Origin of the sequence: Pasteurella canis (assembly GCF_020810675.1) — a bacterium.
GTDB classification, from domain to species: Bacteria; Pseudomonadota; Gammaproteobacteria; order Enterobacterales; family Pasteurellaceae; genus Pasteurella; species Pasteurella canis.
The window spans coordinates 1393014-1416803 of sequence record NZ_CP085871.1 but is presented as its reverse complement, the minus strand read 5'-3'; the positions used below and the strand labels follow the sequence as shown (position 1 = coordinate 1416803).

Sequence of the window (23790 nt, the reverse complement as noted above, 5' to 3'; positions counted from 1 at the left end):
TCTTTCTCATTTTGAATTGGGGTGAAAATTCTTATTATTTTGCCCTAAAATCACAAAAAAATCTATGCTTAAAACAAGTTTAACTGGATATTTGCACAGTTATTTGAGAATGTGCGATAATGATCGCAATTTGAACACTTTCTAATGGCTTTTTGTATTTATGGATAAAATTGAAGTACGTGGGGCGAGAACCCATAATTTAAAAAATATAAACTTAACAATTCCACGTGATAAATTAATTGTAATCACAGGGCTTTCAGGCTCAGGAAAGTCTTCTTTAGCATTTGATACTTTATATGCGGAAGGACAACGTCGTTATGTAGAGTCACTCTCTGCTTATGCGCGCCAATTTTTATCTTTAATGGAAAAGCCTGATGTGGATCACATTGAAGGTCTGTCTCCAGCTATTTCAATTGAGCAAAAATCTACTTCTCATAATCCGCGCTCTACTGTAGGGACAGTCACTGAAATCCATGATTATTTACGTTTGTTATTTGCAAGAGTTGGTGAGCCACGATGTCCAACACATCAAGTGGCGTTAACGGCACAAACGATTAGCCAAATGGTTGATAATGTGTTGAGTTTACCAGAAGACAGTCGAATGATGCTGCTTGCACCTGTAGTGAAAGAGCGTAAAGGTGAGCATATCAAGTTGCTTGAGCAAATTGCGTCACAAGGCTATATTCGTGCTCGAATCGATGGTGAGATTTGTGATTTATCCGATGCACCTAAATTAGAATTACATAAAAAACATACTATTGAGGTCGTGGTAGATCGCTTTAAAGTGCGTGCTGATTTATCCACAAGGTTGGCAGAATCTTTTGAAACGGCGTTGGAATTATCTGGTGGTACAGCTGTAGTGGCTTCAATGGATGATGATAATGCAGAGGAATTAGTATTTTCAGCAAATTTTGCTTGCCCACACTGTGGTTATTCTGTACCTGAATTGGAGCCTCGTTTATTTTCTTTTAACAATCCTGCTGGTGCCTGTCCCACTTGTGATGGTTTAGGTGTACAACAATATTTTGATGAAAATAGGATTGTACAAAATCCAAGCATTTCTTTGGCGAGTGGGGCCGTAAAAGGCTGGGATCGTCGTAATTTTTATTATTACCAAATGCTGACTTCGTTAGCAAAACATTATGATTTTGATATTGAGCTGCCGTTTGAGCAGCTTCCTAAAAAAATCAAAAATATTATCTTATATGGATCTGGTAAAGAGGAAATTGAATTTCAGTATATGAATGATCGTGGTGATGTTGTAGTCAGACACCATGCGTTTGAGGGCATTTTGAATAATATGTCACGCCGTTATAAAGAGACAGAGTCAATGTCGGTGCGTGAAGAATTAGCTAAAAATATTAGTACTTGCCCTTGCCATGATTGTAGTGGTTCTCGATTACGTCAAGAAGCCCGTCATGTGTATATTGGTAGTACAAATTTACCAGATGTAGCAGAAAAAAGTATTGGGGAAACATTACGTTTTTTCAATGAAATGAGTTTAACTGGGCAACGCGCACAAATTGCTGAAAAAATCTTAAAAGAAATTAAAGAGCGCTTGCAGTTCCTAGTGAATGTTGGATTGGACTATCTTTCTCTTTCTCGTTCAGCAGAAACATTGTCAGGCGGTGAGGCACAACGTATTCGTTTAGCCAGTCAAATTGGTGCAGGGTTAGTGGGGGTAATGTACGTCTTAGATGAACCTTCGATTGGTTTACATCAACGTGATAATGAGCGCTTATTAAATACATTGACTCACCTACGTAATTTAGGCAATACAGTCATTGTCGTTGAACATGATGAAGACGCGATTATGGCAGCAGATCATATTATTGATATTGGTCCTGGTGCTGGCGTACATGGTGGTCAGGTTGTTGCAGAAGGTCCAGCGAAAGCGATTATGGCAAATCCAAATTCGATCACAGGTAAATTTTTATCTGGTGTCGAGAAGATCGAAATTCCAACAAAACGAACCGCACTTGATAAGAACAAAGTGCTTAAATTAAATGGTGCGACAGGGAATAACTTAAAAGCTGTTAATTTAGAAATTCCTGTAGGGTTGTTTACTTGTGTGACGGGGGTATCGGGTTCAGGCAAATCGACATTAATTAATGATACCCTGTTCCCTTTAGCGCAAAATGCTTTAAATCGTGCTGAAAATACACAATATGCGCCTTATCAATCAATTTCTGGTTTAGAATTTTTTGATAAAGTAATTGATATTGACCAAAGTCCAATTGGGCGTACACCACGATCAAATCCTGCAACTTATACAGGGTTATTTACGCCAATTCGTGAGCTATTTTCAGGTGTATCAGAGGCGAGAGCAAGAGGATATAACCCAGGACGTTTTAGTTTTAATGTACGTGGTGGGCGTTGTGAAGCTTGTCAGGGCGATGGTGTAATTAAAGTAGAAATGCACTTTTTGCCTGATGTTTATGTGCCTTGTGAGCAATGTAAAGGTAAACGTTATAATCGTGAAACGTTAGAGATTCGTTATAAAGGTAAAACCATTCATCAAGTATTAGAGATGACGGTTGAAGAGGCGCGTGAGTTTTTTGATGCTATTCCACAAATTGCACGCAAGTTGCAAACATTAATAGATGTTGGATTATCTTATATTCGTTTGGGACAATCTTCTACAACATTATCTGGTGGTGAAGCACAACGTGTGAAACTGGCGACCGAATTATCAAAACGCGATACAGGAAAAACATTGTATGTACTTGATGAGCCAACAACAGGTTTGCATTTTGCTGATATTAAACAGCTATTAACAGTATTACATCGTTTGCGTGATCAGGGGAATACAATTGTTGTTATCGAACATAATCTAGACGTAATTAAAACAGCAGACTGGATCATTGATTTAGGGCCAGAAGGCGGGAGTGGTGGTGGTCAGATCATCGCGACAGGTACGCCAGAGCAGGTTGCCGAGGTACAAGACTCACATACTGCACGATTCTTAAAAACTATTTTACAAAAAGGCTAAAAAATTAAGTCGCTTTACGTTAGAATAAAAAAGCTATTTAGCATTGTTTTATACTCAATTTAGGAGAATGATATGAAAAAAACAGTATTAGCGCTTATGCTTTCATGTGGTGTGGCTGCATCAGCATTTGCTCATAGTCATGCAGCAGATCATAAGCATGATGGCAAGATGTTAGAAGTTAAAGTTGAACTACTTGATCCTGTTAAAGGTAACCAAGATGTAGGTAAAGTTGTGATTACTGAGTCAGCTTATGGTTTAGTATTTACGCCAGAATTAAAAGGCTTAACGGCGGGCTTACATGGTTTCCACATTCATCAAAATCCAAGCTGTGAAGCAAAAGAGAAAGATGGCAAGCTAGTTGCAGGTTTAGGTGCAGGTGGTCACTGGGATCCAAAAAATACAGGTAAACATGGTTACCCATGGTCAGATGATGCTCATTTAGGTGATTTACCTGCGTTGACTGTAAATGCAGATGGTACATCAACAAACCCAGTATTGACACCTCGTTTAAAACATTTAGATGAAGTTAAAGGTCATTCATTAATGATTCATGCAGGTGGAGATAACCACTCAGATCACCCAGCGCCATTAGGCGGTGGTGGTCCACGTATGGCTTGTGGTGTTATCAACTAAGTTGAATTTTTATAAATCAAAAGCCTAGCGTTGTGCTAGGCTTTTTTATAGTTTAAAGTGCGGTCTGTTTTGCAACGTTTTAGGCAAGCCGTTGGCGCACGATTTCAAATAGGCATACGCCTGTCGCGACAGAGACATTAAGTGAAGAAACCGATCCTGCCATCGGGATACTAATGAGCTGATCACAATGTTCACGAGTCAGGCGACGCATACCGTCACCTTCAGCTCCCATTACTAAAGCTAATCCGCCCGTTAATTTAGTTTGATATAAGGTTTCTGTTGCTTCACCTGCAGTACCGACTACCCAAATATGGTGTTGATGTTGTAAATCACGTAACGTCCGTGCAAGATTAGTCACTCGAATTAATGGCATGACTTCTGCCGCACCACAAGCAACTTTACGCGCAATTGAAGTGAGTTGTGCTGATTTATCTTTAGGGACGATAACCGCAGTGACACCAGCCGCATCTGCAGTACGTAAACAAGCACCTAAATTATGTGGATCTGTGATACCATCAAGCACTAATAATAGAGGATTGGTTTTATTCTCTAAAATCTTATCTAAATCGGCCTCATTGAGTTCTTTAGCTGGTTGAACACGTGCGATAATCCCCTGATGGACTTCACCATCTGCTTTTTTATCTAATGTTTGTCGATTTAAGAATTGTACTGAAATACCTAAACTATGTAATTCATTTAATAGCGGTTGTAAGCGTTTATCATCGCGTCCTTTTAAAACATAGACTTCAATTAAACGTTCTGGTGCATGATTTAAAAAGGCACTTACTGCATGAATGCCATAAATATTTTCACTCATTTATTTTCTCTTTTTAGCTGATTTTGGCTTTGTTTTCTTCGCTGATGCTTTATTTGATGTTTTCGATCTGCCGAGCGAATTTGGACTTCTTTTACTTTTATTACGTTGTTTTTCGATACTTTCTGCATAACGTTGATTTTTCTTGATTTTGTCTTTTAATGTTTTTCCTTGGCGTAAAGGTTTACGTTCACTTGTGACTAAAGAAAAATCTACTTGACGTTGTTCAAGACTGACGGATTCTACTTTAATCCGTACTTTATCGCCTAGTCGGTAAATCATACCACTGTTTTCACCGATTAAGCGTTGTTTAGATAAATCAAACTGGTAATAATCATTATCCAAAGTAGAAATATGGACGAGTCCATCAATAAATAAATCATCTAAACGTACAAATAAGCCAAAGCCTGTCACAGAAGAAATCACACCACTAAACTCTTCACCTACATGATCTTGCATGTATTCACATTTGAGCCAATCTGCAACGTCGCGAGTTGCATCATCAGCACGCCGTTCCGTCATTGAACAATGATCACCTAACAGATCCATTTCATCGAGGGAGTAATGATAACCACCTGTATCTGTTGTTTTCCGTTTTGAGCCTTTTAGTTTAGCTAAAATGTATTTAATACCACGATGTAGCGTTAAGTCAGGATAACGACGAATTGGTGAAGTGAAATGTGCGTATTCTTCTAAAGCCAAGCCAAAATGGCCGATGTTATCTGGCGAATAAACAGCCTGACTTAACGAGCGTAATAACATGGTTTGAATGAGCTCATGATCAGGACGTTGTCGTACTTGTTCTAATAATTCAGCATAGTCAGCGGTTGTTGGTTTTGAACCACCGCCTAGACCTAAGCCACATTCATTCAGAAAGCCACGAAAAGCGGTAATTTTTTCTTCACTTGGTCCCGCATGAATGCGGAATAAGGCTGGTTCTTGGTGTTTTTCAACAAAATTAGCGGCAGCGATATTAGCTAAAATCATACATTCTTCGATGATTTTATGTGCATCATTGCGAACAACAGGCTCAATACGTTCAATACGCCCCATTTCGTTAAAAACAAATTTACTTTCAATAGTCTCAAAATCAATAGCACCACGTTGATGTCTTGCTGTAACCAATGCTTGATACATTTTGTGTAATTCTTGTAGATGGGGAACAAGGTTTTGGTAGCGCTGGCATAGCTCTTCATCACCTTCGAGAATACGTGCAACTTTAGTGTAAGTTAAACGGGCATGTGAATTCATAACCGCCTCATAAAACTCGTATCCCGTGATTTTACCTTTAGCTGAAACATTAAGCTCACAGACCATGCATAAACGATCAACTTGTGGATTGAGTGAGCAAAGCCCATTAGACAGGATCTCAGGTAGCATTGGTATAACACGATTTGGAAAGTATACAGAGTTACCGCGTGCATGTGCTTCTGTATCTAATGCAGTACGTAAGCGCACATAATAACTTACATCAGCGATAGCAACCCAAAGAGTCCAACCTCCGCCCCTTTTCTTTTGACAAAAAACGGCATCATCGAAATCACGTGCATCTTCGCCATCAATTGTGACTAATGGTAGTTGGCGTAAATCAATACGTCCTGCTTTTGCTTGTTCTGGTACTTCTTCACTAAGCTTTGCGGTTTGTTTTAAAACAGCATCAGGAAAAACATGTGGAATATCATGATTACGAATTGCAATTTCTACCTCCATACCTTTTGCCATATTTTCACCAAGTATCTCTGTGATCATGCCAACAGGTTGGCTGAATGTAGCTGTACGAGGTTTTAGATCCACGACAACAACTTGTCCCATACGTGCGCCTTGGCGATGTTCATTTGGAATTAAAATATCGCGATTAATACGACTATCATCTGGCACGACATAACCGATACCATCTTCAAGGAAAAATCGACCGACAATTTGTTTTTTACGTTGTTGTAATACGCGGACGATACGGACTTCTTGTCGACCACGGCGATCAAATCCACTTGGTTGTGCAAGAACATAATCACCATGCATAACACGTTGCATTTGGTTATTTGGGATAAACCAATCACTGTCTTTACCTTCTACTTGAAGAAAACCATAACCATCTCGATGCCCTAAGACTGTTCCTTTCAGTAAATCTAATTTTTCAGGTAGGGCATAACGTTTACGTTTAGTAAAGACAAGTTGTCCATCATTTTCCATTGCTCGCAAACGGCGGCGCATAGCTTCTTGTTGTTCTTCTTGCTGAATTGAAAATGCCACAAGCAATTCTTCTTTTGAAACAGGCGCATTGTGCTGGCGAATAATGTCGAGGATAAATTCACGACTAGGTATAGGTGTTTCATATTTCGCTAGCTCCTCTTGATAGTTAGGATCTTGTACTAACTTATTTTTTTGGATCTTTGACATAGCTTCTTCCTTTCTCAAATGAAAAAATGGCATTCGATACTGAAGTAAGTTTGACATCCTGCTGCTTTGAAAGCAAGTACAATACGAGTTAGCGAAAAAATCAGTGAGATATTATATTATTCAATAATCATGAAATCTGAAAACATGAGGGGATTTTCGATAATTTACAGAAAATTTTCTGTCATAAAGGTACATTTTTTGGTACATTTATGGCAATTTTTTTATTACTCAAACTTGAGTATTCATCATTCAATTTAGTTCGACGGAATTCTTATGTTATTCAAAAAAATTCGTGGTTTATTTTCAAATGATCTCTCAATTGATCTTGGTACCGCCAATACGCTGATTTATGTGAAAGGACAAGGTATCGTATTAGATGAGCCTTCTGTAGTTGCGATTCGTCAAGAGCGCTCAGGAGCATTGAAAAGCATCGCAGCAGTAGGTAAAGATGCCAAATTAATGTTAGGACGTACGCCAAAAAGTATTGCGGCTATTCGCCCAATGAAAGATGGTGTGATAGCAGATTTCTTTGTCACTGAAAAAATGTTGCAATATTTTATTAAGCAAGTGCACAGTGGTAATTTTATGCGCCCAAGCCCACGTGTTTTAGTTTGCGTGCCAGCAGGGGCGACTCAAGTTGAGCGACGTGCAATTAAAGAATCGGCAATTGGCGCAGGCGCACGCGAAGTTTATTTAATTGAAGAACCAATGGCAGCGGCAATTGGGGCTAAATTACCTGTATCGACGGCAACAGGTTCCATGGTCATTGATATTGGTGGTGGTACGACAGAAGTTGCTGTAATTTCATTAAATGGTATCGTTTATTCTTCTTCGGTACGTATCGGTGGTGATCGTTTTGATGAAGCTATTATTTCTTATGTACGTAAGACCTTTGGTTCAATTATCGGTGAGCCGACTGCAGAGCGTATTAAACAAGAAATTGGTACTGCTTGTATCCAAGAGGGTGATGAAATTCGTGAAATTGAAGTGCATGGTCATAATTTAGCAGAAGGTGCACCTCGTTCTTTCAAATTAACTTCTCGTGATGTGCTAGAGGCGATTCAACAACCTTTGAATGGTATTGTGGCTGCTGTACGTACAGCACTGGAAGAATGTCAACCAGAGCATGCGGCTGATATTTTTGAACGTGGAATGGTTTTAACAGGCGGTGGTGCACTCATTCGTAATATTGATGTATTACTTTCAAAAGAAACGGGCGTACCAGTTATCATTGCAGAAGATCCATTAACTTGTGTTGCACGCGGTGGTGGTGAGGCGCTTGAGATGATCGATATGCATGGTGGCGATATTTTTAGTGACGATATTTGATCTGATACAAAAGTGTGGTCTGTTGGACCGCACTTTTCCTCATCTTTTTATTACTGACATAATTAGTCTGATTTAGGTATGAAACCCATTTTTGGAAAGGCCCCCCCTTTAGGTCTTCGTTTAATTTTAGCTGTTATCGCATCTATTGCCTTAATTGTGTCTGATGGACAAACTAATGCGATGATTAAGGCGAGAAGTGTTATGGAAACAGCAGTGGGTGGATTATATTATCTTGCCAATACACCACGTACAGTATTAGATGGTGTTTCTGATAATCTTGTTGATACTAATAAGTTACAAATTGAAAATAAAGTATTACGTGAGCAGTTACGTGAGAAAAACGCAGATTTATTGTTGTTAGATCAACTTAAAGTAGAGAATCAACGTCTTCGTTTACTGTTGAACTCTCCTTTGCGTACTGATGAATACAAGAAAATTGCAGAAGTATTAACCGCAGAAACTGATGTCTATCGTAAGCAAGTTGTTATTAATCAAGGTGAGCGTGATGGCGCTTATGTTGGTCAACCAATTATTGATGAAAAAGGGATTGTTGGGCAAATCATTTCTGTAGGCGAAAGTACTAGCCGAGTCTTGTTATTAAGTGACGTCACACATTCTATTCCTGTGCAAGTCTTACGTAATGATGTACGTCTCATTGCAAGTGGAACTGGACGGAATGATGAGTTAACTTTAGATAATGTGCCTCGCTCAGTGGATATTGTAAAAGGGGATTTACTAGTTACTTCGGGATTAGGTGGTCGTTTTTTAGAGGGATACCCTGTTGCTATTGTAGAGTCAGTCTCACGTGATGGACAAAATTATTTTGCTACGGTTACAGCTAAACCATTAGCCTCTATAGAACGCTTACGTTATGTATTATTGTTATGGCCAACGAATGAGGAAATGAGGAAGGTCCAATCTATTTCACCTGAAGATATTCGCCGTACTGTACAACAACGTCTAGAAAATCAGGGTGTTGAGGCGGATAGAGTTAGAAAAACACTCGTAAAAGAAGATGCCGAAAATCATCTTATCGGGGATGAGGTGAATTCTATACTTGAGAATCCAGCTGAAAATAATCAATCATTACCTATACCAGAAGTACAGCAACAGCAAAGAGAGGAAGAGTAATGGAAAAGCGCTTTTTATTACAATGGTTAATTCTCATTTGTACTTTTATTGTAGCGTTAGTGATGGAAATTGCACCTTGGCCTGTGGATTTTCAGAATTTTAAACCTGCTTGGTTAGTTTTAGTATTATTATATTGGGCTCTTTCCGTACCAAATAAAGTGAGTATTGGTACTGCGTTTGTGTTAGGTGTTGTTTGGGATTTAGTACTTGGCTCAATTTTAGGTGTACATGCACTCATTTTATCTATCTTTATTTATTTAGTTGCGTTAAACCATTTGATTTTACGTAATTTATCTTTGTGGATGCAAAGTTTGTTAGTCGTTTGTTTCGTATTTGCGATCAGAATTGGGATTTTTCTTATTGAGTTACTTTTGCATAGTGCATCGTTCAATTGGCAGGAAATTTATGGTGCATTAGCTAGTGGTTTATTGTGGCCTTGGGTATTTTTATTACTTCGTCGTATTCGCCGTCAGTTACAATTGCGTTAATGAAGAACGATTGACACTGATGCAGTATTGAGCATTAAGCAAAACCACTTATGATAGTAATGTAATGTCTATTTACTTAAAATACAGATAAAAAACGGATATAAGCTCTTTCAACCTTTTTCAAAACAAGGTCTGAAGTATTCAGAAATAATTATTACCTACTTTTGCCTTTTTTCCACTCTATCTTGCCAAATAAATCTAATGAATTATCGACTAAACGTACATATTCTAATTCAATTTTCCATATTGAGAGCTGACGTATAAGTTGATGAGAGTAAGCCACCTCGTAAAGTGCTAAGCTATCTTCTGCTGTCTTTTCCTGAAGTTTTTTTAACTTTCATCGAATATAGAGTAAAGTCTGTTAGCCCAAACAAGATATCTTTTGAGTAGACAAGTGTAGATAAATATTATTTTTGAATAAAATCAACAGTTTGTTTTGCATATCTTGTTCTCAATTCTTTTTACGAAAGAAGTCGTGATCTGTTGATATGGCTTCACCTTATGGCTGAATTTTATAAAATAATACAAGAATATGTCTGTTTCTTATATTTTCTCATAAACCTTTGTGCCGTAAGGCAGAACTGAACGACTATAAAATAAGAGGGGGCATAAAAGAGGTGATATAGGTTCACCTCTTTATATTTTTTACATTAGCGTAAAAAAGCAGGGATTTTACTTTCATATTCAGCAATCTTATTTTCATGCTGTAGCGTCAAACCAATATTATCTAATCCATTTAATAAGCAGTGACGACGGAAGCTATCAATTTCGAATCGGTAAACTTTACTATTTGCAGTCACTGTTTGCGCTTCTAAATCGACAGCAATCGTAGCTCCTTCATTTGCTACTACATATTGGAATAATTCATCGACTTCTTGTTCACTTAAACGAATAGGTAGCATTTGGTTATTTAAGCTATTACCGTAGAAAATATCAGCAAAGCTCGGTGCAATAATCACACGAATGCCATAATCATCTAATGCCCAAGGGGCGTGCTCACGGGAAGAACCACAACCAAAATTTTCACGCGCTAATAAAATACTTGCACCTTGATAACGAGGGAAGTTAAATACAAAATCTGGATTGGGTTGTTTTCCTTCTTCGTCTAAAAATCGCCACTCATGGAATAGATGAGCGCCAAAGCCAGTACGAGTAACTTTTTGTAAAAATTGTTTTGGGATAATGGCATCAGTATCTACATTTGACGCATCAAGTGGAATTGCGATACCAGTATGTTGTTTAAATTCTCTAGGCATATATTTTCTCTCTTAATTAAAGTGATCCTAGTCTTTTATGATTATCTGTTTAAATAAAACCTTTTTATATTCAGATAAAAGCGAAAGTGCATTGTTTGAATATAAAATAAAAGTGCGGTACTTTTTTTAATATTTTCTTTTCTTCTTTCTTTTACTTTATTAAAGTGTAGGGAGATTAATTTAATTCGATATTGCGAATATCGACAAATTTACCATAAACAGCAGCAGCTGCTGCCATAGCAGGACTGACTAAATGAGTGCGCCCACCACGTCCTTGACGTCCTTCAAAGTTACGATTACTGGTCGAAGCGCAACGCTCTCCTGGCTCTAAGCGATCATTATTCATGGCTAAGCACATTGAACAGCCTGGTAAACGCCATTCAAAACCAGCTTCAATAAAGATTTTGTCTAAGCCTTCTTTTTCAGCTTGTTCTCGTACTAAGCCTGAACCAGGTACAATAAGGGCTTGAACTCCCGCCGCAACTTTACGTCCTTTTGCGACTGCGGCCGCAGCACGTAGATCTTCGATACGTGAATTTGTGCAAGAGCCAATGAACACTTTGTCAATGCTAACCTCTGTTAACTTAATACTATGTGGTAAATCCATATAGGCTAATGCTTTTTCTGCAGATTGACGTTCTATCGGATCACGCATTTCTTGTGGATTTGGAATAGTTTGATCAATCCCAATTACTTGACCAGGATTGGTTCCCCAAGTAACCTGAGGCTGAATGTCGCAGGCATCTAACGTGACGACAGTATCAAATTCAGCATCTTCATCGCTATACAAATTTTTCCAGTAGGCAACAGCCGCATCCCAATCTTTACCTTTAGGTGCGTAAGGTCTATCTTTTAAATAGGCGAAAGTGGTTTCATCAGGTGCGATCAAACCTGATTTTGCGCCTAACTCAATAGCCATATTACACACTGTCATACGTCCTTCCATAGATAAGTCACGGATCGCTTCGCCACAAAACTCAACTACATGCCCTGTACCACCACCCATTGTAGTTTTACCAATGATTGCCAATACAATATCTTTAGCAGTAATGCCTTCTCCTACTTTACCGCGTACTTCAATTTTCATTTTTTTTGCACGCGCTTGTTTGATGGTCTGTGTCGCTAATACATGTTCGACTTCAGACGTACCAATCCCAAATGCTAATGCCCCAAAAGCACCATGTGTTGCGGTGTGAGAGTCGCCACAGACAATCGTCATACCTGGTAGTGTTAAGCCCTGTTCTGGTCCCATGACATGGACAATACCTTGGTTAATATGGTTAATGTCGTAAAGCCTGATACCAAATTGATCTGTATTTTTAGCTAATTCGACCATTTGAATCCGTCCCATCTCACCAGAACCTGCTAAATCACGGCTATCTGTAGGCACGTTATGATCCATCGTCGCAATGGTTTTACTTGGTTGGCGAACGATACGCCCCATCGCGCGTAAGCCATCAAAAGCTTGAGGTGAAGTCACTTCATGCACTAAATGACGATTAATATAAATTAAAGGTGTTTCGCCTTCTGCTTCATGGACAACGTGGGCATCAAAGAGTTTTTCGTATAGGGTTTTGCTCATTTTTTATTCCTTATTAGGGGGGCTTTCTATGTGTTATTCAAGAAAGCCAATCCAGCTAAGCCTTTTTCTTTTCTATTACATTGTTTAACGCAAAACGTATAAACTTGTTACGCTATACTCAAACAATATAACAGGTCCCAAAATTTAAATTCCTTCGATGGCTTAGAAGGGAGTTTTGGTTTTAAACAGTAAAAGTGCGGTCAACTTTATAACAATTTTATTTCACCGCTTGGGCGATTAAATCACCCATTTCTTTAGTCGAAATCGGTTTGCTTTCGTCCGCTAGGTCCATAGTACGGTAGCCTTCTGCGAGCACTTTTTTCACCGCATTTTCAATCGCTGTTGCTGCATCATCTAAGTTAAAACTATGACGTAGCATCATCGCAGCAGAAAGGATTTGTGCAATTGGATTTGCGATACCTTTTCCAGCAATATCGGGAGCAGAGCCGCCCGCAGGTTCATATAATCCAAAACCTTGTTCATTCAGACTAGCTGAAGGTAACATACCCATTGAGCCTGTAATCATGGCACATTCATCTGAAATAATGTCGCCAAAGATATTAGAACAGAGTAATACATCAAAAAACTCAGGCTGTTTGATCAATTGCATAGTCGCATTATCAATATAAATATGATCTAATTTCACATCAGGGTAATCTTTTGCGACCTCAGTCACCACTTCACGCCATAAGACTGAGCTTATTAATACATTTGCTTTATCGACAGAAGTGACATGCTTGCTACGTTTCATTGCTGTTTCAAACGCGACTCTTGCGATACGTTCAATTTCATAACGATGATATACTTCGGTATCAAATGCTTTTTCATTCGCGCCTTCACCTTCACGGCCTTTTGGTTGACCAAAGTAAATACCACCTGTTAATTCTCGGACAGTCACCATGTCAAAACCTTTGGCAGCAATATCGGCGCGTAATGGACAAAATTTTTCTAAACCTTGATACAGGGTGGCTGGGCGTAAATTACAAAATAAAGCAAAATGTTTGCGTAACGGTAGTAAGGCACCCCGTTCAGGTTGTTGATTAGGGGGTAAATTTTCCCATTTCGGACCACCAACTGAACCAAATAAAATCGCATCGCTTTCTTCGCAACCTTTCAAGGTTTCAAGTGGTAATGGCGTGCCGTGATTATCAATGGCAATACCACCTACATCAAAAGTGCGGTAATTTAACTTGAAACTGTATTTTTGTTGTACAGCATCTAATACTTTGATGGCTTCTGCCATGATTTCTGGACCAATTCCATCGCCACTTAAGACGGCAATATTGAATGTTTGCATTTGTTTTTTCCTTTATTTGAGCAATTATTTAATTGTTATTGTTACTTTTTTGCGTTGTTATCTCAGTTGTGTTCGTTTTATTTATACAACTTTATTTTTCTAAAATTTTTTGTGCTCAGGCAGTTTACGTAAGGATAAACAGCCTGTTTACGAGCCGAAAAGTGCGGTGCTTTTTGCGAAAGTTTTTTATACTCCTGCAATTTTATGTAATTTTAAATCTGCCACTTTTTGTGAGCGGTAAATTGCATTGATAGCATGGATTAATGCCCTAGCGGAAGATTCAACGATATCTGTGGCTAAGCCTACACCATGGAAACGTCTCCCGTTATGTTCGACGACGATATCCACTTGTCCTAAGGCTTCCGCACCTTCACCTTTAGCTGTTAAGTGATAGTTCAACATTTTCACATTTAAGCCCGTAATTGTTAAAATCGCGTTGTAAACCGCATCTACAGGACCATTTCCGCCGTTTGAAACTTGACTGATTTTCTTACCATCTAATTCTACCTGTACAAAGGCTGAGGCTGGTAAATGGCTGATACATTGAGAAGTGATGACGTCTAAAGTTAAGCGATCCTCATCACCTTGTTGCATATCAATAAATGCTAATGCCTCTAAATCATAATCAAACACTTGTCCTTTTTTATCGGCTAATTTTAAGAAGGCATCATAAAGTTTATCTAAATCGTAGTCATGGTCTTGGTAGCCCATTTCTTGCATATGATTTTTCACTGCAGCACGGCCCGAGCGTGCAGTCAAATTTAATTTTTCTTTTTTCAAACCAATGGTCTCTGGTGACATAATTTCGTAGGTATTTTTATGTTTCACCATGCCGTCTTGATGGATACCTGATGAGTGAGCAAACGCATTAGAACCTACGATAGCTTTATTCGGCTGGATTGGCATATTACATAATTGACTCACCATTTGACTTACACGATGAATTTCTTGGGTATTGATACGCGTATCTAAACTATTAAACATATCTTGGCGTGTCTTGATTGCCATGACGACTTCTTCTAATGCCGTATTTCCCGCACGTTCACCAATGCCGTTAATCGTACATTCAATTTGTCTTGCGCCATATTGCACTGCGGTTAATGAATTGGCGGTAGCCATACCTAAGTCGTTATGGCAGTGTACTGAAATAATCGCTTTATCAATATTAGGTACACGGTTCATCACATTGTGAATAATGTCACCAAATTGAGTAGGCAACGTATAACCAACCGTATCAGGGATATTGATAGTCGTTGCACCAGCATGAATTGCAGCTTCTACAATACGACAAATGTTGTCAATTCCTGTACGCCCTGCATCTTCGCAAGAAAACTCTACATCATCAGTATAATTTCTCGCACGTTTCACAGCTTGGATCGCCATCTCAACGACATCATCAAACGTGCGACGCAATTTAGCCTCTACATGTAATGCTGAAGTAGCGATGAAAGTATGAATACGAAAAGCCTCCGCCACTTTTAAGGCTTCTGCAGCGGCATCAATATCTTTATCCACAGCACGAGATAAGGCACATACTCGGCTGTTTTTAATATGTCGAGCAATAGTTTGTACTGACTCAAAGTCGCCTGCGGAAGATACTGGAAAACCAACTTCCATTACGTCAACGCCTAAACGTTCTAAAGCCAAGGCAATTTGTAATTTTTCTTTTACTGTCAAACTGGCTTTTAAGGCTTGCTCGCCGTCACGCAATGTAGTGTCAAAAATGATGATGTTGTTGTTTGCCATATTGTTGTCCTTGCTTTTATTTTTTTGACTAAAGTGCGGTGTGTTTTTAGAAAATTTCAATAAAAAACCCGCTTGTTTAATGCGGGTCAAATTTATTGGATTTTTTATTCACTATTTTTTATCCACAACTGAGCCGCACAACGAGTGTGAGAGCAGGAGGCTGAGAGATAAAGAAATAATGTTGCACATAAAATCAAACTATTATTGGAAACTTGATAATCCTCATCTTACTGATAAAAAGTAGGCTGTCAAATAAAATTTTAGTATTTAATTTGTTTTTTGGTGTGTTTTTTATAATTTAATTAGTTTTAAATTCTGATTTATATTGTTTTATTGGGTTTAAATGCTTTTTTATTGGAATTAAGGTCGGTTTTGTTCTAACTGTTTACTTAGATAATATACAAAATATTTGTTTTTATAGTTACAAAAAATTCACAAAAAAAGCGATCAATATTTTATATTTTTTGATCGCGTTTTAAATGATGATAACTATGAATCAATATTATTGGAAAGTGTTACATTGGCTCGGATCACCCGTATTTAAACCACGTTTAAACCATTGTAAACGTTGTGCTGATGTGCCATGCGTAAAACTATCAGGCACAACATAACCTTGACTACGTTTTTGTAAACGATCATCACCTACGGCTTCAGCTGCATTAAATGCCTTTTCAATATCACCACTTTCAAATAAGCCCGTTTTGGTTGCTTGGTGAGCCCATACACCAGCAAAGCAGTCTGCTTGTAATTCTAATTTAACGGATAAGCGGTTTGCTTCGTTTTGGTTAGTTTGTTGACGTAAGCGATTGACTTGTGAAAGAATGCCTAACTGATTTTGAATATGGTGTCCGACCTCATGAGCAATTACATAAGCAAAAGCAGCTTCGCCACCTGCACCAAGCTTGTGTTTCATATCAGTATAAAAGGATAAATCAAGATAGATCTTATTATCATTTGGGCAGTAAAAGGGACCCATCGCAGATTGTCCTGTTCCACACGCAGTGTGTGTTACACCGCGATATAGCACCATAGTCGGCATTTGATAGCGTTGACTGTTCTGAGAAAAGTAGTTTCCCCATACAGTTTCTGTGTCAGCCAATACTACACGAGATAAGCTATTTAGCTCTTGTTCTTCCTGTGAGTTAAGCGCAGAAGATTGTTGCAAGCCGAGATCTGGTGTACCGACTAAGCCTGATAAGTCAATACCATAGTAAGCACCAATCAGAAGAATGATTAAGCCTAAAATACCTGATTTTTTGCCACCACTACGATAGTGATTTTGCGAACGTCTATCTTCTACATTCGAACTTTCTCTACGACCACGCCAACGCATACTAATGCCCTTTTTATGAAATTAAAAACTAGCATTCTAGCGCAAATTGCTTAAAGTGCGGTCAAATTCAAGAAAGAATTTTCAAGTAGTGTAAATATTTTGCGTAACAATGGACTTCATCAAGTTATTTAGTTAAGGTGGTTAACGAGTATTTAATAACAATGAGGAATTTAACATGGGATTATTTGATTTTGTCGGTGAGATTGGTCGTAAACTTTTCTCAAAAAAAGAAGATGCAGCAGATGCAGTTGTTCAACATATTAAAGAGGACAACCCTGGTATTGAAGATGTTGTGGTAAAAGTTGAAGATGGTGTTGCGATTATTGAAGGTACGGCAGAGTCTGCGAGTGCACTAGAAAAAGTCATATTGATGGCGGGTAATGTTGCTGGTATTACTGAAGTGAAAGTTGATAATGTCACGATCAAAAATGGTGAAAGTTTAGCGAGTGAAGAGGAGTTTTATGTCATCCAAAAAGGTGATACCTTGTGGAAAATCGCGGAAAAAACTTATGGTAATGCTACAAAATACACAGCGATTGTCGAAGCAAACAAAGAGGTCATCAAAGATGCGGATAAAATTTTCCCAGGACAAAAAATCCGCTTACCAAAAGCATTGTAATTAACGTATAAAACATAAGAAAGGAAAGCACCAAAATGCTTTCCTTTCTTGCTTTGGTATAAAAAATGTACAAATATGCGTTTTTGTTTGGCATTTTCTCGACTGATGTGTTTTATCTCGCTATAATTCGTCGGTTATTTTTAACTTTAATTTTTACTAACGTGTTCGGTGTGTGCGTTCGCCGAGTGCAAATTCATTTTGAGGTAATATAATGTCATTTACTATTGAAACAACTCAAGGTCTTGAGCGTCGTGTTCAAATCACCGTTCCATCTGACACTGTTGAAGGCGCAGTACGTGAAGAATTAAAACGTGTTGCTAAAACTGCGCGTGTTGATGGTTTCCGTAAAGGTAAAGTACCACCACACATTATTGAAAAACGTTTTGGACCATCTGTCCGTCATGATGTATTAGGCGAATTATTACAAAACAACTTTTTCAATGTCATGATTGAGCAAAAAGTGAATCTTGCAGGTCGCCCATCTTTTGCAGTAGAACAATTTGAAACAGGTAAAGACTTAGTTTTCACTGCGACTTTCGAAGTATATCCAGAAGTAGAATTGAAAGGTTTAGAGCAAATCAAAGTTGAAAAACCTGTTGTTGAAATTACAGATGCAGATATCGAGAAAATGATCGAAGTATTACGTAAACAACAAGCAACTTGGGCAGAAAGCACAGAAGCAGCTAATGCGGAAGATCGTGTTGTGATCGATTTCGTTGGTTTTGTTGATGGTGAAGAGTTTGAAGGTGGTAAAGCAGAAGACTTCACTTTATTCATGGGACAAGGTCGTATGATCCCTGGCTTTGAAGACGGTATCGTTGGTCGTAAAGCGGGTGAGCAGTTCGATATTAATGTAACTTTCCCAGAAGAATACCATGCGGAGAACTTAAAAGGTAAGGCGGCTAAATTCGCGATCAACTTGAAAAAAGTTGAGGTGATGGTGTTACCAGAACTTACCGATGAGTTTGTTGCAAAATTTGGTCCAAATACGAAAACTGTTGATGATTTACGTAGTGAAATTCGTAAAAACATGCAGCGTGAACTCAAAAATGCATTAACTGCGAAAGTAAAAGGTCAAGTCATTGATGGTTTATTAGAACAGAATACACTTGAAGTGCCAGCTGCTGCGGTAGAACAAGAAATCGAGGTATTACGTGGTCAAGCTGCACAACGTTTTGGCGGTAATACTGAACAAGCAGCACAATTACCACGTGAGTTGTTTGAAGAGCAAGCGAAACGTCGCGTACAAGTTGGTTTATTATTAGCAGAAGTTATTGCATCTAACGAATTAAAAGTAGATGAACAACGCGCTAAAGCGATGATTGAAGAAATTGCTTCAGCTTATGAACAGCCAGCGGAAGTGATTGAATATTACAGCAAAAACAAAGAGTTAATGAATAATATTCGTAATGTTGTTTTAGAAGAACAAGCTGTTGATGCGGTACTTGCAAAAGCACAAGTAACTGAAAAAGCAGCTTCTTTTGATGAAGTTATGAATACTCAAGCGTAATTTATTGTCGTTTTAAATAGTTATTTTACATGAATTAAGTGCGGTCAGAATTTTAATGATTTTGACCGCACTTTTTTGTCATGGTGAAATATTCAAGTTAGAAAAATTTGAATTTTCAGGTAGAATAATTAGATGTGTTAATTTTATTAGATTGGATTGAAAGAGGTAAATATGAGTGTAATTCCTATGGTTGTAGAGCAAACTTCAAGAGGAGAACGTTCTTATGATATTTATTCACGTTTATTGAAAGAACGCGTCATTTTCTTAAGTGGCGAAGTAGAAGACCGTATGGCTAATTTGATTGTCGCTCAATTGTTATTCTTAGAATCAGAAGATCCAGAAAAAGATATCAATATTTACATTAATTCACCAGGCGGTTCTGTCACTGCTGGGATGGCGATTTACGATACTATGCAATTTGTTAAACCTGATATTCGTACACTTTGTGTTGGACAAGCTTGTTCAATGGGGGCATTCTTATTAGCGGGTGGTACGGCAGGTAAACGTGTTGCCTTACCTAATGCGCGAGTCATGATTCATCAGCCTCTAGGCGGTTTCCGTGGCCAAGCATCAGATATTCAAATTCATGCTCAAGAGATTTTAAAAATCAAACATACTTTGAATGAGCGTTTGGCATTTCATACAGGTCAAAGTATTGAACGTATTGAACGTGATACTGATCGAGATAATTTTATGTCTGCAGAAGAAGCAAAATTATATGGTTTGGTTGATGAAGTGTTAGAAAAACGATAAGAATTTAGGATAAAAAATGGAAAAAGACACTGAATTACATTGTTCTTTTTGCGGTAAAGAGCAAAAAGAAGTCAGTAAATTGATTGCGGGCACATCGGGTTATATTTGTAATGAGTGCATTGAATTGTGCCATCATATGTTGTTATCAGATGAAACAGAAGAAGCAAATCCAGAAGAATTTGAACAGCAAAAATTACCTACGCCACATGAAATTCGTGCACATTTAGACGATTATGTGATTGGCCAAGATTACGCTAAGAAAGTACTAGCGGTAGCAGTATATAATCACTATAAACGTTTACGCTCGGATAAAAAAATAACCGATGTAGAACTTGGTAAAAGTAATATTTTATTGATTGGACCGACAGGTAGCGGTAAAACTTTATTGGCAGAAACCATGGCGCGTATGTTAAATGTACCTTTTGCTATGGCGGATGCAACCACATTAACAGAGGCTGGTTATGTGGGTGAAGATGTGGAAAATGTATTACAAAAATTGGTACAAAGCTGTGATTATGATGTAGCGCGTGCAGAGCAAGGGATTATTTATATTGATGAGATTGATAAAATTACACGTAAGTCAGAAAATCCTTCAATTACACGCGATGTATCGGGTGAAGGCGTACAGCAAGCTTTATTGAAATTAATAGAAGGTACAGTCGCATCCATTCCACCACAAGGTGGGCGTAAACACCCACAGCAAGAAATGTTGCATGTAGATACATCAAAAATTTTATTTATTTGTGGTGGTGCATTTGCAGGGTTAGATAAGGTCATTGAAAAACGGGTGCATGTTGGCTCAGGGATTGGGTTCAGTGCAGAAGTTAAAGGCAAACAAGATAAAGCTACATTAAGTCAATTATTTGAACAAGTGGAACCAGATGATTTGATGAAGTTTGGTTTAATTCCTGAGTTTATTGGTCGTTTACCAGTAGTCGCACCACTTGCTGAATTGGATGAAGAAGCGTTAGTGAAAATTTTGACTGAACCGAAGAATGCACTCATCAAACAGTATCAAGCATTATTTGGTTTAGAAGATGTAGAACTAGAGTTTACGCCACAGGCATTGACTGCGATGGCGAAGAAGGCCTTGGAGCGTAAAACAGGTGCTAGGGGACTTCGCTCTATTGTCGAGGCGATTTTGTTAGATACTATGTATGACTTACCTTCTTTAGAAAATCTAAATAAAGTGATCGTAGAAGAAACGACTATTACTGACAAACAACCGCCAACGTTAAAATATAAAAAATAAGTATTCAATCAAATAAAAGTGCGGTTAATCTCACCGCACTTTTTGTTTATTTACTTGATTTATTCAAAATTACCCTCATATTAGGCAAAATGTTCTAATTTAACTAAGAGAGTTCGGAATGAGCGTCAAAAAACAGAAACAAACCATTCCAGTATTACCATTACGTGATGTGGTCGTCTTTCCTTATATGGTGATGCCATTATTTGTCGGTAGAGCAAAATCAATTCGTAGCCTTGATGAGGCAATGGAAACTGGAAAACAATTGCTATTAGTTTCGCAAAAGCAAGCTGATTTAGAGGAGCCAACAGTTGATGATGTATATAAAGTTGGTACAGTTGCCAATATTATTCAGCTACTTAAATTACCAGATGGCACGGTAAAAGTATTAGTTGAAGGTCAACAACGAGCGACTATTAACCATTTAGAAGATGATGGTGAATTTTTCTCCGCAGAAATTACATTGATCGACACTGAATTTGGTGATGAGAAAGAATTGTCTGTTGTTAAGAATGCCACACTGGCTGAGTTTGAAAAATATGCAAAATTAAATAAAAAAGTACAGCCAGATGTCCATTCCGCATTAGAACGAATTGAGGAGTTTGATCGTTTAAGCGACACTTTAGCTGCGCATATGCCTGTTGCAGTAAAACATAAACAAAAAGTATTGGAAATTCCAAATGTCGTTGCTCGTTTTGAATATTTGCTCGGTTTAATGGAGTCTGAAACGGATTTACTGCAAGTAGAGAAACGTATCCGTGGCCGTGTAAAAGAGCAAATGGAAAAAACACAGCGCGATTACTATTTGAATGAGCAAATTAAAGCGATTCAAAAAGAGCTAGGTGAAACGGATAGCGTGGATGAAATTGAGCAACTCCGTCAAAAAATTGAAGACGCTAAGATGCCAGCTGAAGCAAAAGAAAAAGCAGAAGCTGAATTACAGAAATTGAAAATGATGTCACCAATGTCTGCTGAGGCAACTGTTGTACGTAGCTATATTGATTGGATGGTACAAGTGCCTTGGAATAAGCGTACAAAAGTGAAAAAAGATCTTGCGAAAGCGCAACAAGTGTTAGATGCCGATCATTATGGTTTAGAGCGTGTCAAAGAGCGTATTTTAGAATATCTTGCAGTACAAACACGTTTAAATCAAATCAAAGGACCTATTTTGTGTTTAGTAGGACCACCAGGTGTAGGGAAAACCTCACTGGGGCAATCTATTGCACAAGCAACGGGACGTAAATATGTACGTATGGCATTAGGAGGTGTGCGTGATGAGGCTGAGATTAGAGGTCACCGTAAAACCTATATCGGTGCGTTGCCAGGTAAATTGATTCAAAAGATGGCAAAGGTGGGCGTAAAAAACCCATTATTCTTGCTAGACGAAATTGATAAGATGAGTTCTGATATGCGAGGTGATCCTGCATCTGCCTTATTAGAAGTACTTGATCCTGAACAAAATACCACATTTAATGATCATTATTTAGAAGTAGATTATGATTTATCTGATGTAATGTTTGTTGCTACATCGAATTCAATGCGTATTCCAGCACCATTATTGGATCGTATGGAAGTTATTCGTCTTTCTGGTTATACCGAAGATGAAAAACTGAATATTGCAACGCGTCATTTACTCGCGAAGCAAATGGAACGTAATGGTTTAAAAACGGGTGAGCTTGAAATTGAAGAAAGTGCCATTCTTGATATTATTCGTTATTACACACGTGAAGCTGGTGTACGTAGTCTAGAACGAGAAATTTCAAAGATCTGCCGTAAAGCAGTAAAAAACTTATTACTGGATAAGAAGTTAAAATCAATCAAAGTAAGTGCGGTGAATTTATCTGAGTTTTTAGGGGTGAAACGCTTTGAGTTTGGTCGCGCAGATACACAAAATCGTGTTGGGGAAGTGACTGGATTAGCTTGGACAGAAGTTGGTGGTGATTTGTTGACTATTGAAACTGCATCAGTATTGGGTAAAGGAAAGCTCACTTATACTGGTTCATTAGGTGATGTGATGAAAGAATCAATTCAAGCTGCTATGACAGTTGTCCGTGCAAGAGCAGAAAAATTAGGTATTGCTTCGGACTTCCATGAAAAACGAGATATCCATATTCATGTGCCAGAAGGTGCAACACCGAAAGATGGGCCAAGTGCAGGTATTGCAATGTGTACAGCCTTGGTATCTTGTTTAACAGGGAACCCAGTGAAAGCGGATGTGGCGATGACGGGCGAAATTACGTTGCGCGGAAAAGTATTACCAATAGGAGGCTTGAAGGAAAAATTATTGGCGGCACATCGTGGCGGTATTAAGACCGTGATTATTCCGAAAGATAATGTAAAAGATCTAGAGGATATTCCTGATAATGCCAAAAATAATTTAACGATTCATGCCGTAGAAAGTATTGATGAAGTTTTAACTATTGCATTAGAAAATGCACCAACGGGAGTGGAGTTTGTCAAGCTCTCACCTGTGACAGCAGCTAAGGCAGTTCGTAAAAGCCGTTCAACTTCCCGTAAAAGTACGGTCAATTAATTGATACTTTGTTAAATTAAGCCAAATTGTTATGATTTGGCTTAATTTTATTTTGCTCGTGCCAATAGAGGCACTTTCTATTATAATCGTAGGCATTTTCGGTTGATTAAAATAATATTTATAGGATA

Annotated in this window: 17 protein-coding genes; 10 read left to right on the top strand and 7 right to left on the bottom strand. The window is 38.2% G+C overall.

Features of this window, described 5'->3' with window-relative positions; translation table 11 throughout:
- The first annotated feature begins 160 nt into the window (after positions 1-160).
- Together uvrA and sodC are read left to right on the top strand one after the other, a co-directional pair.
- Positions 161-2992 (top strand): excinuclease ABC subunit UvrA, encoded by a 2832-nt coding sequence (gene uvrA, locus K7G93_RS06575; RefSeq protein ID WP_226690419.1) that lies wholly within the window; start codon positions 161-163, stop codon positions 2990-2992.
- A gap of 72 nt (positions 2993-3064) precedes the next feature.
- Positions 3065-3625, top strand: a complete 561-nt coding sequence (gene sodC, locus K7G93_RS06570) for a superoxide dismutase family protein (protein ID WP_226690420.1) — start codon at positions 3065-3067, stop codon at positions 3623-3625.
- Positions 3626-3704: 79 nt separating this feature from the next.
- Here sodC and rlmB read toward each other — a convergent pair whose 3' ends face one another.
- Both rlmB and rnr read right to left on the bottom strand, forming a co-directional pair.
- On the bottom strand, positions 3705-4442 hold the full coding sequence (gene rlmB, locus K7G93_RS06565; RefSeq protein WP_049215279.1) for a 23S rRNA (guanosine(2251)-2'-O)-methyltransferase RlmB: 738 nt from the start codon (positions 4440-4442) through the stop codon (positions 3705-3707).
- A complete protein-coding gene (gene rnr / locus K7G93_RS06560) occupies positions 4443-6836 on the bottom strand; it encodes a ribonuclease R (protein WP_226690421.1) in 2394 nt (797 codons plus the stop codon).
- 273 nt (positions 6837-7109) lie between these two features.
- On the opposite strand from rnr, the gene K7G93_RS06555 reads away from it, so the two are divergent.
- The 3 genes from K7G93_RS06555 to mreD all read left to right on the top strand — a co-directional run bounded on the left by K7G93_RS06555 (position 7110) and on the right by mreD (position 9784).
- Complete coding sequence (locus K7G93_RS06555; protein WP_049215275.1) at positions 7110-8165, top strand: rod shape-determining protein; 1056 nt, start codon at positions 7110-7112, stop codon at positions 8163-8165.
- A 78-nt stretch (positions 8166-8243) separates the two neighbouring features.
- Entirely contained in the window at positions 8244-9296 is a 1053-nt protein-coding gene (gene mreC / locus K7G93_RS06550; RefSeq protein WP_226690422.1) for a rod shape-determining protein MreC, read from the top strand.
- The gene (gene mreD / locus K7G93_RS06545; RefSeq protein ID WP_049215272.1) at positions 9296-9784 is read left to right on the top strand and encodes a rod shape-determining protein MreD; all 489 of its coding nucleotides are present in this window, start codon (positions 9296-9298) and stop codon (positions 9782-9784) included. The genes mreC and mreD overlap by 1 nt, the downstream gene beginning before the upstream one ends.
- A 650-nt stretch (positions 9785-10434) precedes the next feature.
- Here the strand turns inward: mreD and leuD are convergent.
- The 5 genes from leuD to ypfJ form a co-directional block, all read right to left on the bottom strand.
- Positions 10435-11040: a 3-isopropylmalate dehydratase small subunit gene (leuD, locus tag K7G93_RS06540; protein WP_049215270.1), complete on the bottom strand. Its 606-nt coding sequence runs from the start codon at positions 11038-11040 to the stop codon at positions 10435-10437.
- A gap of 175 nt (positions 11041-11215) precedes the next feature.
- Positions 11216-12622, bottom strand: coding sequence for a 3-isopropylmalate dehydratase large subunit (gene leuC / locus K7G93_RS06535; protein ID WP_226690423.1), 1407 nt, complete (start codon positions 12620-12622; stop codon positions 11216-11218).
- A gap of 217 nt (positions 12623-12839) precedes the next feature.
- Positions 12840-13919: a 3-isopropylmalate dehydrogenase gene (gene leuB / locus K7G93_RS06530; protein ID WP_049215266.1), complete on the bottom strand. Its 1080-nt coding sequence runs from the start codon at positions 13917-13919 to the stop codon at positions 12840-12842.
- A gap of 186 nt (positions 13920-14105) precedes the next feature.
- Complete coding sequence (leuA, locus tag K7G93_RS06525; RefSeq protein WP_226690424.1) at positions 14106-15665, bottom strand: 2-isopropylmalate synthase; 1560 nt, start codon at positions 15663-15665, stop codon at positions 14106-14108.
- Positions 15666-16167: 502 nt separating this feature from the next.
- Positions 16168-16998 carry a KPN_02809 family neutral zinc metallopeptidase gene (gene ypfJ, locus K7G93_RS06520; protein ID WP_226690425.1) on the bottom strand — a complete coding sequence of 277 codons (831 nt, stop codon included), beginning with the start codon at positions 16996-16998 and terminating at the stop codon, positions 16168-16170.
- Positions 16999-17173: 175 nt separating this feature from the next.
- Here ypfJ and lysM point away from each other — a divergent pair, with 175 nt between their 5' ends.
- The 5 genes from lysM (at position 17174) to lon (ending at position 23662) form a co-directional block, all read left to right on the top strand.
- Positions 17174-17617 carry a peptidoglycan-binding protein LysM gene (gene lysM, locus K7G93_RS06515; RefSeq protein WP_226690426.1) on the top strand — a complete coding sequence of 148 codons (444 nt, stop codon included), beginning with the start codon at positions 17174-17176 and terminating at the stop codon, positions 17615-17617.
- Positions 17618-17828: 211 nt separating this feature from the next.
- Positions 17829-19127 (top strand): trigger factor, encoded by a 1299-nt coding sequence (gene tig / locus K7G93_RS06510; protein WP_226690427.1) that lies wholly within the window; start codon positions 17829-17831, stop codon positions 19125-19127.
- A gap of 171 nt (positions 19128-19298) precedes the next feature.
- On the top strand, positions 19299-19880 hold the full coding sequence (gene clpP, locus K7G93_RS06505) for an ATP-dependent Clp endopeptidase proteolytic subunit ClpP (protein WP_049215257.1): 582 nt from the start codon (positions 19299-19301) through the stop codon (positions 19878-19880).
- A gap of 16 nt (positions 19881-19896) precedes the next feature.
- Positions 19897-21132 (top strand): ATP-dependent protease ATP-binding subunit ClpX, encoded by a 1236-nt coding sequence (gene clpX / locus K7G93_RS06500; RefSeq protein WP_115323090.1) that lies wholly within the window; start codon positions 19897-19899, stop codon positions 21130-21132.
- 118 nt (positions 21133-21250) lie between these two features.
- Entirely contained in the window at positions 21251-23662 is a 2412-nt protein-coding gene (gene lon / locus K7G93_RS06495) for an endopeptidase La (RefSeq protein WP_226690406.1), read from the top strand.
- Positions 23663-23790: the final 128 nt, after the last annotated feature.